13 protein-coding genes are annotated in these 13049 nt (G+C 61.9%); 8 read left to right on the top strand and 5 right to left on the bottom strand.

Annotated elements, in window-relative coordinates; translation table 11 throughout:
* The first annotated feature begins 160 nt into the window (after positions 1-160).
* The 4 genes from FJ548_RS02085 (at position 161) to FJ548_RS02070 (ending at position 5552) form a co-directional block, all read left to right on the top strand.
* Entirely contained in the window at positions 161-1030 is an 870-nt protein-coding gene (locus tag FJ548_RS02085; protein WP_140776573.1) for a DUF427 domain-containing protein, read from the top strand.
* Between the two features lie 416 nt (positions 1031-1446).
* On the top strand, positions 1447-2421 hold the full coding sequence (locus FJ548_RS02080; RefSeq protein WP_140697114.1) for an ABC transporter substrate-binding protein: 975 nt from the start codon (positions 1447-1449) through the stop codon (positions 2419-2421).
* Between the two features lie 75 nt (positions 2422-2496).
* Positions 2497-3576, top strand: coding sequence for a glycine betaine/L-proline ABC transporter ATP-binding protein (locus tag FJ548_RS02075; protein ID WP_140776571.1), 1080 nt, complete (start codon positions 2497-2499; stop codon positions 3574-3576).
* A complete protein-coding gene (locus FJ548_RS02070) occupies positions 3573-5552 on the top strand; it encodes an ABC transporter permease subunit (protein ID WP_140776569.1) in 1980 nt (659 codons plus the stop codon). Before FJ548_RS02075 ends, FJ548_RS02070 begins: the two co-directional genes overlap by 4 nt.
* A gap of 15 nt (positions 5553-5567) precedes the next feature.
* On the opposite strand, the gene FJ548_RS02065 is transcribed toward FJ548_RS02070, so the two are convergent.
* Entirely contained in the window at positions 5568-6926 is a 1359-nt protein-coding gene (locus tag FJ548_RS02065; protein ID WP_140776567.1) for an NAD(P)/FAD-dependent oxidoreductase, read from the bottom strand.
* 255 nt (positions 6927-7181) lie between these two features.
* On the opposite strand from FJ548_RS02065, the gene FJ548_RS02060 reads away from it, so the two are divergent.
* Positions 7182-7907: an XRE family transcriptional regulator gene (locus FJ548_RS02060; RefSeq protein ID WP_140697127.1), complete on the top strand. Its 726-nt coding sequence runs from the start codon at positions 7182-7184 to the stop codon at positions 7905-7907.
* Between the two features lie 207 nt (positions 7908-8114).
* Here the strand turns inward: FJ548_RS02060 and FJ548_RS02055 are convergent, their stop codons facing one another.
* From FJ548_RS02055 to FJ548_RS02040, 4 genes are read right to left on the bottom strand one after another with little or no spacing between them, the layout of a single operon-like run.
* Positions 8115-9155, bottom strand: a complete 1041-nt coding sequence (locus FJ548_RS02055) for a DUF3445 domain-containing protein (protein WP_140776565.1) — start codon at positions 9153-9155, stop codon at positions 8115-8117.
* A 9-nt stretch (positions 9156-9164) separates the two neighbouring features.
* The gene (locus FJ548_RS02050; RefSeq protein WP_140776563.1) at positions 9165-10130 is read right to left on the bottom strand and encodes a PDR/VanB family oxidoreductase; all 966 of its coding nucleotides are present in this window, start codon (positions 10128-10130) and stop codon (positions 9165-9167) included.
* Positions 10127-10723 (bottom strand): dimethylamine monooxygenase subunit DmmA family protein, encoded by a 597-nt coding sequence (locus FJ548_RS02045; RefSeq protein ID WP_140776561.1) that lies wholly within the window; start codon positions 10721-10723, stop codon positions 10127-10129. Before FJ548_RS02045 ends, FJ548_RS02050 begins: the two co-directional genes overlap by 4 nt.
* 41 nt (positions 10724-10764) lie before the next feature.
* Positions 10765-11898: an aminomethyltransferase family protein gene (locus tag FJ548_RS02040; protein WP_140760624.1), complete on the bottom strand. Its 1134-nt coding sequence runs from the start codon at positions 11896-11898 to the stop codon at positions 10765-10767.
* Positions 11899-12183: 285 nt separating this feature from the next.
* Here FJ548_RS02040 and FJ548_RS02035 point away from each other — a divergent pair, with 285 nt between their 5' ends.
* Genes FJ548_RS02035 through FJ548_RS02025 form a run of 3 tightly spaced genes read left to right on the top strand, consistent with a single transcriptional unit; the run spans position 12184 to position 13037 of the window.
* On the top strand, positions 12184-12471 hold the full coding sequence (locus tag FJ548_RS02035; protein ID WP_140607324.1) for a hypothetical protein: 288 nt from the start codon (positions 12184-12186) through the stop codon (positions 12469-12471).
* Positions 12472-12483: 12 nt separating this feature from the next.
* Positions 12484-12861, top strand: coding sequence for a hypothetical protein (locus FJ548_RS02030; protein WP_140607325.1), 378 nt, complete (start codon positions 12484-12486; stop codon positions 12859-12861).
* Positions 12862-12875: 14 nt separating this feature from the next.
* A complete protein-coding gene (locus FJ548_RS02025) occupies positions 12876-13037 on the top strand; it encodes a hypothetical protein (protein ID WP_140607326.1) in 162 nt (53 codons plus the stop codon).
* Positions 13038-13049 lie beyond the last annotated feature (12 nt).

The following is a 13049-nucleotide window of genomic DNA, read 5'->3' as shown; positions in this document are numbered from 1 at the left end:
ACTCCGCTTTTCGGGCGGTGAGGCTATCCGGCAGCAGGGTTGCGAAGAGCGGTGGGGGCCATCGTTCCAGCAGTTTGATGCAGGAGAAACCCGCCGCCCGGAAACCCTCTCCGATACAACAGCTCAATCCGAAGCTCATCTCACTTTTGGCCAACGCTCGATGACAAAAGAAAAGAAACGGGAGACTACCATTCGCAAGCCTCATTTGCGCGGCCGCGGGCCGCATTTCCCCCTGCTCGACAACATCATGCAGTATGAGTTCGAGCCGGGCTACGTCGCCTTCACCATGCCGATGCAGAAGCGGCTGCGCGTGCAAGTGGGTTCGATGATTGTCGCCGACACGACCAAGGCGCTGGTGCTCTACGAATCCGACCACCTGCCCGTCTATTATTTCCCGATGAGCGACGTGCGCGAGGAGTTCCTGCTGCCAAGCACGACGACGACCGAGAGCCCGTTCAAGGGCGTCGCCACGCACTACTCCCTGAACACCGGCATCACACTGGTCGAGGATGCCGCCTGGCGCTATCTCGATCCGGTCAAGGGGTCCCCGCTGCCGACGGACTACATGTCCTTCTATTGGCCCAAGATGACGCACTGGTATGAGGAGGACGAGGAGATTTTCGTCCATGCCCGCGACCCGTTCCGCAGGGTCGACTGCCTGCCCTCGTCGCGGCGGGTGCAGGTCATCCTCGATGGCGAGCTGGTCGCCGATTCCCGCCGTGGGGTGTTTTTGTTCGAGACCGGCCATCCCGTGCGCCACTATCTGCCGATCTCGGATACGCGGCTCGATATGTTCGCACCCAGCCGCTACATTTCGCGCTGCCCCTACAAGGGTATCTCCAATTACTACCACGTGACGACAGCCAAGAAGCGGCACGAGAACCTTGTCTGGTATTATCCGGAGCCGGTGCACGAGGCGGAGCGTATCAAAGGGCTGGTCTGCTTCCACCACGAACTGGTCGACAAGATCCTGGTCGACGGCGTCGAAGTTCCGAAGGAAGCCACCGCTGCCTCGAACGGTTATTTCTGAGCGAATCCGCACAACTTCGCCTGCAGTCTGAAATTCCGCCGCGAGCGAAGCGTTAGTCGTTGCGCCGCATGAACGTTGGTATATATAATTTCATCCCATGAAACGGCCTTGCGAGATGGGGCTCGCCGGGCCAACAGCCGAGATCATGGGACCGTGATGGCTCGCACCTCGCAGGGCGCCGCAGGACTGGCAATCGACCCGCGGATGATCGCTCCCGCAGCGACGCATCGGCCATGAGACTGGCCGCCTCGGCAGTATCCGTCACCACCAAAATCGAGCATCATCGCGCCTGCGCCGGCCTTGGCTGCGGCATGGCGGCAGAGGCCTTGCGCAACGACCGGCTTTTTTCAGAACAATCAAGAAAAGACGCAAGAAGGGAACGACCATAACCGACACAGCTTGAAGGAGAACAAGCAATGCCATTTCGTGGTTTGATTTCGAAATTCCCGATGGGAGCCCTGACACTTGCCGCGGCAAGTGTCATCAGTCCGATCGCCAATGCCGCCGCACCGGAATCCAACGACCCGATCAAGATCGCACTGTTCGACTGGACCAGCGTCAATCTCAACGCCAAGATCCTCGGTGGCATCCTCGAAAAGCTCGGTTACACGGTCGAGTATCCGACCGCCGACTACCTCTCCAGCCTGACCACCGGCCTCACCAATGGCGACCTCGATGTCGGCCTGGAATTCTGGGATACGACCGCCGGCGAGGCCATGAAGGCGTCCGACGCCACCGGCCAGACCGAGCGGCTCGGCAAGCTCGGGCCGAAGGCCAAGGAGGAGTGGTGGTTCCCCGAATATATGAAGGAAAAGTGCCCGACCTTGCCGGACTGGCATGCGTTGCTCGACGCCACATGCGCGGCATCGTTCTCGACCGCCGAGACGGCACCGAAGGGACGCTATCTCGGAGGTCCGGTCACATGGGAAGGCTTTGACGACGAGCGCGTTGCCGCGCTGAAGCTGCCCTTCACCGTGATCCATGCCGGCACCGATGCCGCGATGTTCGCCGAGCTCGAGTCGGCCTATCAGCGCAAGGCGCCAATCATGCTGTGGATCTACTCGCCGCACTGGGCGCCGGCCAAATACAAGGGCGAGTGGGTGCAATTCCCCGAATACACGCCCGAATGCTACAACGACCCGAAATGGGGCGTGAACCCCGATGCAAAATACGATTGCGGCAAGCCGCATGGCGAAATCTGGAAATATTCCTGGAACGGCATGAAAGACAAGTGGCCGGTCGCCTACAAGGTGGCCAAGGCCTACACGATCGATACCGACGAGCTCAACAAGATGAGCGGCGAGATCGACCTCGACGGCAAGACGCCGGAGGACGTTGCCGCCGCCTGGATCGCCGCCCATGAGGCAGATTGGAAAGCCTGGGCGCAGTGACTGTTCCGACTGGAAGTGAGACCCGGCCGTTGATCGGCCGGGTCTCAGTTGTTGATGTTCCCCAAGGACCATTGGATGACGGACAGGACTGAACAGGGGTCGCCGCAACCGGGCACGGATGACCGCCCGGTAAAACTTGCCTGCCGCAATGTCTGGAAGCTGTTCGGGGCGAACGCGGCCAATTTCATCCGCGAGCGCGACGGCAAGGCCAGCATGGCGGACGTGGCCGCGGCCGGGCTGGTCGGGGCGGTGCGCGCCGTGGACCTCGAAATCCGCCAGGGCGAGATCTTCATCATCATGGGGCTGTCCGGCTCCGGCAAGTCGACGCTGGTGCGCTGCATGTCCAGGCTGGTCGAGCCGAGCCATGGCAAGGTCGAGTTCGAAGGCAAGGACCTGCTGAAAATCTCCGACGCCGCACTCATCGAGTTGCGGCGCCATCGCATGGGCATGGTGTTCCAGAATTTTGCCCTGCTGCCGCATCTCAACGTGCTGGACAACATCGCCTTTCCTCTCAGCATCCAGGGCCAGGATCGGACGACGCGCGAGGCGCGCGCCCGCGAAGTCATCGAACTTGTCGGCCTGCGTGGCCGCGAGCATTTCTACCCCCGTGAACTCTCCGGCGGCCAGCAGCAGCGCGTCGGCATCGCCCGCAGCCTTGCCACCAAGCCCGAGATATGGTTCCTCGACGAGCCGTTCTCCGCGCTCGATCCGCTGATCCGCCGCGAGATGCAGGACGAGTTGATGCGGCTGCAGACCATGCTGCACAAGACCATCGTCTTCATCACCCATGATTTCGACGAGGCGATAAGGCTCGCCGACCGCATCGCCATCATGAAGGATGGCGAGGTCATCCAGATCGGCACGCCGGAAGAGCTCGTGGTCAACCCGGCGACCGACTATGTCGCCGAATTCACCCGCGACGTCGACCGCGCCAAGGTGATCTCTGCACGCAGCCTGATGCGCGCCTGCGAAGGCTCGGAGCATGGCGGCGTGGTCGCGCCGGATGCCAAGATCGCCAGTTTCTCGGCCGACATCGTTTCAGCCGGCAAGCCGTTCGCGGTGGTCAACGGCACCGGCAAGCCGATCGGCGAAGTGACGCCGCAAGCCGTCATCGATCTGTTGGCCGGCATCGGGCGCGCGGCAGCCGGCACATGACGGTAACGGCAAGCGCCAGCAAGGTGAGACAGCCGGTTCAGCGGTGGCTCGTCATCTGGGCGCTCGCACTCACCGCCGTGCTCATGATGTTCCTGCTGCAAGACACCATTCCTTGGGCCGTCAACTATCCCGCCAGCGCCGTCGTCCCCATCCCCGAGTGGGTCAGCGCGCTGATGGGCTGGATCAAGTCGAACCTTTCCTGGCTGACCCGTTCGATCACAGCGGTGCTCGGCGTGCCGCTCGATTTCGCGCTCGATCTCTTGGCCAAGAATTTCAAGATCGGTCATGGCGCGGACGCCTATGTCCTGCCACGCCTGTCATGGGTCGGCGTGTGCGCCGCCGCCTTCCTCGCCGGCCATGCCGTGGGAGGCCGGAAACTGAGCCTGCTGGTCGGTGGCTGCTTCCTCTACATCGCGCTGTTCGGCCAATGGACCAGCGCCATGCTGACGCTGGCGCTGATTTCCATCGCGGTGCCGTTCTGCATCGTCACCGGGCTGTTCGCCGGCATCTGGGCCTGGCGCAAGCCGTGGGCGGAAAGGCTGGTGGTCTCCCCTGCCCTCGACCTGATGCAGACGATCCCGACCTTCGCCTATCTCATCCCGATGCTGCTTCTGTTCGGCAACAGCCCGGTGTCGGCGATGATCGCCACCGCTATCTTCGCCACGCCGCCGATGGTGCGTGCCACGATGCTGGGACTGTCGCGCGTGCCGCTTGAGATCGGCGAATTCAGCGACATGGCCGGCTGCACGGCGCGGCAGAAACTGTGGCGGGTGCTGCTGCCCTCGGCGCGGCCGACGCTGATGGTCGGCGTCAACCAGGTGATCATGCTGGCGCTCAACATGGTGATCATCGCGTCGATGATCGGCGCCGGTGGCCTGGGTTACGATGTGCTTCTGGCGCTGCGCGCGCTGAAGGTCGGCGAGGCGATGGAAGCGGGTCTTGCCATTGTCGCGCTCGCCATCGCGCTCGACCGGCTGAGCCAGGCCATCGCCCACAAGCAGGCAAGGGGCAACGACCATCCGGACGTGAGTGCGAGCTTCTGGCGACGCCACCCCAATCTGACGCTGGCCGTCGCCATCCTCATCGTGACGACCCTGCTCAGCCTGTTGGTGCCGGCCTTCGCGGCAGTGCCGAAGGCGATCACATTCACAACAGCGCCGCTGTGGAAAGCGGCGGTGAACTGGGTGACGATCAACTTCTTCGACACGATCGAGGCGTTCCGCGTCGCGCTCATCCTCAACGTGCTGAACCCAGTGCGCGCCTTCTGCGAAGGCTTTCCGTGGCTGGGTGCCGTGTTCCTGCTCGGCCTTGCCGGCTATCAGCTCTCAGGCTTGCGCCTGGCGGCGCTCGTCGCGGCACTCACCGCCTTCTGCGCCGCCACCGGACTTTGGGAAAAGACCATGGCGACGGTCTATCTCTGCGGTATCTCGGCCTTCATCGCCTGCCTGATCGGCATCCCGATCGGGCTGATGGCATCGCGCAACGACCGTTTCGAGAAGATCGTCACACCCATCATCGACACGCTGCAGGTGCTGCCGTCCTTCTGCTTCATCATTCCGGTGGTGATGCTGTTTCGGGTCGGCGACGTCACCGCGATGATCGCCACGGTCGCCTTTGCCGTGGTGCCGGCCATCCGCTACACCAATCACGGCATCCGGCAGGTGCCGCCGGCGCTGATCGAGGCGGCGAAGGTTTCCGGCTGCACGCCGCGCCAGACCTTCTTTCGCGTGCAATTGCCGCTGGCGCTCCCTGAGATCATGCTCGGCGTCAACCAGACCATCCTGATGGCGCTGGCAATGATCATCATCTGCGCCATGGTCGGCACACGCGACCTTGGCCAGGAAGTGTTCATCGCGCTGTCGAAGGCCGATTCCGGCCGCGGCATCGTCGCTGGCCTGGCCATCGCCTTCATCGGTATTGTCGCCGACCGGCTGTTCAGCGCCTGGACGGCGAAGGCCAGGGCAAGGCTGGGATAGGCAGATGCGCCGCGGCTACTCCGCCGCCACGCCCTTCACCTCGAGATAGCTCTCCATCGAATCGTCGAGCGCATGCAGCCACGGCGTATGATGCAGCGGCGCCATGGTGCCGGTCATCAGCGAGCGATAGGCGTGGTCGCGGAAGCTCATAATGTCTTCCGCCTTATGATGCTCCCACTCCATGAAGGTCTGGTTGACCGCCTCGACGTCGAAGCCAGGATAATCGGTCTGGTCCATCAATTCCTTGGTGTAGTCGCCCTGGAACCAGATCATCTGCTCGGCGTCTTCCAGCGTCTCCTCACGTGCCCGCCACTTGGCGCCATGCTCGGCCATCGCCTTGGCGGAGGGCAGCTTGATGCGGCCCATGATGACATCGCGTGCATACCAGGCCTGTGCATCGAACATGTTGAAGGTGTAGAACTGATCCTGCATGCCGATATAGAAGAGCTTCGGATTCTTCTCCCAGACGACGCCCTCATAGAGATCCAGCGGCCACATGCGGTTGGCGGTCTTGAGCTTGAGGTCGTCTGTCAGGAACGGGAAGGAATGCAGGTAGCCGGTGCACAGGATGATGGCGTCGACATCCTTGGTCGAGCCGTCCTTGAAATGGGCCGTCTTGCCGACGACCTTCTGCAGCAGCGGCACTTCCTTCCAATTGTCCGGCCATTTGAAGCCCATAGGCTTGGAGCGGTAGCTGGAGGTGATCGACTTGGCGCCGTATTTGTAGCATTGCGAACCGATGTCCTCGGCCGAATAGGAGCGGCCGATGATCAGGATGTCCTTGCCCTTGAACTCCATGGCGTCGCGGAAATCGTGGCTGTGGAGAATGCGGCCGTTGAAGGTCGAAAAACCCTCGAAATATGGAACGTTGGGCACCGAGAAATGCCCGGAGGCGACGACGACATTGTCGAACTCTTCCGAATAGGTGACGTCGTTGGTGCGGTCATGCGCGGTGACGGTGAATTTCTTCGTCTCGTCCGAAAAGGTCACCATGCGCACCGGGCTGTTGAAGCGCACCCATTGGCGCAGGCCCGACTTCTCGACCCGGCCTTTTATGTAGTCCCACAGCACGGCGCGCGGCGGATAGGAGCCGATCGGCCGGCCGAAATGCTCCTCGAAAGTGTAGTCGGCGAATTCCAGGCATTCCTTCGGCCCGTTCGACCAGAGGTAGCGGTACATCGAGCCATGCACCGGATCGCCATGTTCGTCGAGGCCGGTGCGCCAGGTGTAGTTCCACAGGCCGCCCCAGTCGGACTGCTTTTCGAAGCAGACGATTTCGGGAATCTCGGCGCCCTTGTCGGCCGCCGACTTGAAGGCCCTGAGCTGTGCCAGACCGGACGGTCCGGCTCCGATGACGGCAACGCGAGTGTTCATTCCGGGCCTCCTTTTTTGATTTCCCCAGCGAAACAAATTTCACTGACAGGACAGTAATTGGCCCTTTGGTGCTGTCAACAGCCAACTGCGGGAACGGCGTTCGCGCGCAATGAATTCCTGGCGGAAAAAACCGCGGCGGCCGCGATCATGGGACCGGCGCATGTGACATAAGATGGCTTGCCGTCGCGGTTGCGCTCCTGTATCGGCACCTGACATGTTCACCTTGAGTGAAATAAATCCTGGGGGTCGGGAGACATGGCGAAGAAAATTTCCGCTTCCAACATTGGTCCTGGTTCCACGACCGCCAAGCCGAAGCCGCAGCTGAAGGCCTTGGCGGAAGGAAAGGCCATTCGCGCGCCGCTGACGCAGAATCCGCATGCCATTCGCGACAAGCGCGAAAAAGTGCTGGAGGTCGCGATCGGCCGCGAGGTACGCGCATTCCGCAAGAAGCTCGGCATCACTGTGGCCGACCTCGCTGTCGCCACAGACATTTCGCTCGGCATGCTGTCCAAGATCGAGAACGGCATCACCTCGCCGTCGCTGACCACCTTGCAGGCGCTGTCGCGAGCGCTGGGCGTTCCCGTCACGGCCTTCTTCCGCCGCTTCGAGGAAGAGCGCAGCGCCGTCTTCGTCAAGGCCGGGGAAGGGCTGGATGTCGAGCGGCGCGGCACACGCGCCGGCCACCAGTACAATCTGCTCGGCCATATCGGCTCCAACACCAGCGGCGTGGTCGTCGAACCATACCTGATCACGCTGACCGAAGATTCGGACGTGTTCCCGACCTTTCAGCACGAAGGCATGGAATTCCTCTACATGCTCGAAGGCGAGGTCGTTTACCGGCACGGCAGCAATCTTTATCCGATGAAGCCCGGCGATAGCCTGTTCTTCGACGCCGACGCGCCGCACGGGCCCGAGCAGCTGACGCAGCTGCCGATGCGCTATCTGTCGATTATTTGTTACCCGCAGAATAGTGCGGGATGATTGGCTGATCTCCCCCCTCGTGGGGGAGATGGCCGGCAGGGCAGAGGGGGCGCTGTCCCGCCGACTTATCAATCGATCGTAGCTGCTACCTGAGGAGGTTGTTTGCCTTTCGCCAAGTGGGCAAGGCCTGCGTTCCTTCACGCCCCCCTCTGCCCTGCCGGGCATCTCCCCCACAAGGGGGGAGATCGGTAGTTTCGCGAGCATTGCTCAGTCCGGCCCAAACCCCGGGCTCGTCGGGCTGCCGTCATCGAGCTTCGACAGCCATTCGACCAGGGTCGGTCGATAGCGCGTCAGGCCCTTGTAGATGGCGAGTTCCTCGGGCAGGTCGCGGATGACGCGGTGCAGGCGCCGTGCCCATTTCGGTTGCGCCACCAGCTCATCCATCTTGATCAGGTAGCAGCGGATCGGGAAGACGATGCCGTTGGAGCGCGGCAGCCGCCAGAAGCTCTGCAATTCGACGCGCAGATGCACCTTGTCGCCGACATTCTCGGGCGTGACCGTCGCCCGGTCCGGCCCCCATTTGTGGTAATTCTCCGGGCTGGTGTCGAGACGCGGATTGACGGTCATCGTCCAGTTGAGGCGCCGCGCCGGCTTGCCCTGCTGGATGTTGGTGAGGAATTTCAGCGCGCGCGTGAAAATCCCCTTCTCATGCGCCAGCGGCACCGGCGCGTGCCATTCGAAGAAGTTCATGCCGATGTCGAAATCGAGCGACCAGTCGGCCTGGGTGGTGACCATGCCGGCATCCATCCACAGATTGCCGTCGCGCTGGTCAAGGATGCAGAAATCGCCCTGGCTCTGCCGGGTGATGTACTCCATTGGGCCGTAAGGCAGCGTCGAGGTGTCGCCGAAGGTGAAGGTGTCGTCGATGCCGAGCGGCCTGTTGATCCAGCGCCAGCGGTCACCGTCGCGCATCAGCGTGAAATGCTCGGGATAGCCGAGCGCCTGCTGCTCCATCAGGAGTTCCAGCAGATCCCAGCCAGCCAGCGTCATGTGCGGCAGCGACTGGCAGCGCAGCGGGTCCTCGGCCAGCACCAATGCGCGGTCTTGCATCTCGGCGACGTAATGTTCGTCGACGTCGATCAGGTTCTCCAGCACGCTGCCCTTCGGGCCGACGACATGCGGCTCGATGTTGACCGCGTACATGTAGGCGTCTTCGTGGAACGGAAACGGGAACCGCCTGATGTGTTCCGGGCTGTTCCTGAAGGTGAAATCGTCGCGGAATGTTTCCTTGCGAAAGGTGATTCCCAAGCTCGCCTCCTATCTTTCCAAGACCAGCGATTTGCCCTCGAAGCGCGACACGCACGGCATGATCTTGCAGCCGGAGCGGTGGTCTTCCTCGCTCAGCCAATGGTCGTTGTGGATAAACTTGCCGTCATACGAAATGACATTGGTTTCGCACTGGCCGCAGACACCGCCACGGCAGAGATAGGGCGGATCGACGCCGGCCGCCTCGATCGCCTCGAGCAGGCTCTGCTGCGAACCGACGCGGATCGTCTCGCCGCTGACGGCAAGCGTCACATCGAAGGGCAGACCCGGCTGGGGTGCCGCGAAATGCTCGAAATGCACGGCCTCCGAAGGCCAGCCCAGGGCGGCCGCGCGGTCGCGCACCCAGTTGATCATGCCGGCGGGACCGCAGACATAGAGATGCGTGCCGAGCGGCTGCGTCGACAACAGACGGTCGAGATCGATGCGCTCGTCGCGGTCGTCATGGTAGAGCCGCACACGGCGATCATAACGTTCCCTCAGCACATCGGCGTAGGTGCCGAGCGAGGCGGTGCGGCAGGTGTAGTGCAGCTCGAAATTGCCGCCCTCCCCCGCCAGCTGCGCGGTCTGCGCCATGAAGGGCGTGATGCCGATGCCGCCGGCCAGCATCAGGTGCTTCTTCGCCCTGAGGTCGAGCGAGAACAGATTGACCGGATAGCTGATCACCATCTCCAGGCCCGGCTTGACGCTCCTGTGCATGAACAGCGAGCCGCCGCGGCCGACATCGTCGCGGCGCACGCTGATCGTGTATTCGCGCGTGTCGAGCGGCGAGCCCATTAGCGAATAGGGATTGAGCCTGGTACGCTCACCATCGCGCATTTCGACCACGACATGGGCGCCGCCGGAGAAGGTTGGCAACAGTTCGCCGTCACGCCGGCGGAAATGGAAGCGGGTAACGAGGTCGTTGACCGGAACGACATCGCTGACCACCACATCGAGCTTGGTAGTGCCGGTGCTCATGGGAAGGCCTCCTCCATCGGAGGAATTTCGCCGCGATCCTCGGCATTGATGCACACGCCCTGGAAGGCGGCAAGGCGCCGGGAATAGTGATCGCGCACCAGAAGCAGCAGGCCGCAATGCGAGCAGGTGGCCGGCTGCGTCGTCACATTCTCGGTGATGCCCTTGCAGTGCACGCACTGCATGCGGCGCGCCAGCGAGCCGCGATGTTCGGTCTGCATGGAAGTGTGATCGATACCGGCTTCGAGCGCCACCTGCATGGCCTGGCCGATCAGCCCTTCGGTGCCGCTGAGATAGAGGCGCAGGCCCATATGGGCATTGCTCAGTGTCTGCTTCAGCCTCGGCAGCAGGCTGGCGAAAGACGGCGCCTGGTGAAACTGGGCAGGCTGCAAGACTTCGAGGGCGGCGATGTGTCTGCCGTCAGGACCGGGGATGAAGACGATCTCGGCACCGTCGAAAAAGCCAGCGGGAGCTCGTGCGGCCATCTCGGATATAGCGAGCGCGCCCTCGGCATCGGCGATGAAAAGATGGTGCTTGCCGGGCTGCGGAGAGAGCGTTCCGTAGACCGGCCGGCTGATGATGCTTTTGGCTGCCATTTAAGTCTTCGTGCCTCGAACCCCTCGCTGGTGATTATGCCTCAGCCTTTCGCCGTGCGCTTGGCCTTCTTGGGATCGTCGAACGGCAAGGGCTGCGCGGTCGCCTTGATCGAACCGCTCCTGTTGCGGATTTCGAGCTTGGTGTCCTTCACCGCGCAGTCGACGTCGAGCCGGGCGATGCCCATCGATTTCTCGACCAGCGGCGAATACATGGCGCAGGTCACCACGCCGACCTTCTTGCCGTCGCGATAGACCGGCGCACCTTCGTCGGCGGGCTCCTTGCCATCGAGCAGCACGCCGTAGATCTTGAAGCGCTCCTTGCCTTTTAGGCGATAGTGTTCCTCGGCGCCACGGAAACCTGTCTTGCCGGGGCTGACGGTGAAGTCGAGACCGAGTTCCCACAGCGTGTCGCCGGGGCCTTCATTCTCGAACGGGTACTTCTGCGAATTGTCGTAGGGGTAGAACAGCAGGTAGCTCTCGACGCGCAGCATGTCGAGCGTGGTGAAGCGGCATGGAATGATGCCGGCGCTCTTACCATCTTCAAGAATCCTGTCCCAGATCGTGCCGGCATCCTGGCCACGGCAGAATATCTCGTAGCCGCGCTCGCCGGTGTAGCCGGTGCGCGAAATCATGACCGGGAACCCGAACAGCTGCGTCTGCATGTGGTGAAAATAGTTGAGGTCGCGAATGCCGGGCACATGCTTGGCCAGATAGTCGACCGCTGTCGGCCCCTGCAGCGACAGGTCGTGCAGATTGTCGTCGAAGCGCAGCGACACGTCACGCCCCATGGCGGCCCGCTGCAACTCCTCATGGCCGGTGCCAGAGCCGTGCACGACCATCCAGGCATTCGGCCCGGTGCGGTAGAGGATGCAGTCGTCGGTGAACTTTCCCGCCTCGTTCAACATGCAGGCATAGGCAGACTTGCCGGGATAGATTTTTTCGACATCGCGCGTGGTGGCGAGATCGATGAGGTGCGAGGCGTGCGGCCCGGTGATATGGACTTTCTTCAGGCCGGAAACATCCATCAGCCCGGCCTTGGTGCGGATGGCGATGTATTCCTCGTCGGCGTCCTTCTCGTAGGTCCAGGCGGTGCCCATGCCGCTCCAGTCTTCGAGCTTCGAACCCAGCGCGCGATGGCGATCCGCCAGGGTCGAAAATCTCCAGGATGCCGTCATCCGATCGTCCTCCGTCCGATAGTCGTTGATGTTCCCTGCCCCTTTGCACAGCGGCCGGGGCCTTGCGCGAATATTGACCGCAAACGAGGGAGGCCCGCAATCCCCTGAAGCAAATAATTTCATTGTCAGGCAAAATTCATTGCCCGGGCCAAACGGTTAACTCTGCGTAAATTCATCTTGACAATTGCGGAAATCGGCCTGATTTTGTGAAAAAAATTTCACTCTCTTGAAAGAGAGCGGCGAGCGGCAACTTCGGAACCGGACGCCGGAAAAAGGGGAAAACCGATGTCAGACCTGCAGCAGCGCATCGAGGCGCTGTACCGTTCCGATTTGCGTGGATCCGCGCTCCTGATCATCTGCCTGTGGGCGACGATCTTGTTCGTCCTTTCCATGACATGGCCCTACATCCCACATAGCGGCATCAAGGCCGTCGTGGCAGTTGCCGCCGCCGCCGTGCTGATCTTCAACACGGCCGCCATTCTGGCGATGGTCAGGCACTACAAGGAAGACAAGGAGTTCATCTACGGGCTCGACATCAAGAACGCGGACGCGTTCCGCAACCGCAAGTCCTGAGAGGTAGGAGCCATGTCCCGCTATACGCCGCCGGAGCAGAGCAAGACCGGGCAGATCTTCGATATCGTCGTCGTGGTGGTGGCCATATTCGTGGCGCTATGGCTGCCGCTGAAGCTCGGCCTCGCCGGCGCGGCCAAATCCATCGACGCACTCGACGCCAAGACGTGGGAAGCCCTCGGCCAGAATCCAACCATGGCCTCGATCTGGGAAAAGCTGGGCTACACGCCGGAAACGGCGCATGACGTCATCCAGAACCGATTCCACTATGTGATCGACTGGCCAACGCTCATCATCATGGCGATCGTGCTGATCGGCTATTTCGTGTTCCTGTTCCGCGCATCCGACCGGGAATATCGCGACGTCATCAACGAAAAATTCGAAGACAAGTAGACCGGGGAAGCATCATGTGGATAGCACTCTCTTATGCATGCTGGGGCATCTCGATCGTGCTCGCCCTGTGGATGCTCTTCGACTGGTTCAAGGTCGACACGACCTATAGCGAGGACGTTCTGACCTCATCGCGCGAAGGCGAGCTTGAGGCCGTTTCCGAAAAACACCGGATCTGAGTGGGGATTGAA

The sequence above is a fragment of the Mesorhizobium sp. B2-4-17 genome, assembly GCF_006441275.1.
GTDB lineage: Bacteria > Pseudomonadota > Alphaproteobacteria > Rhizobiales > Rhizobiaceae > Mesorhizobium.
The sequence above is the reverse complement of the archived record's forward strand: the minus strand, read 5'-3'. Positions and strand labels throughout refer to the sequence as shown.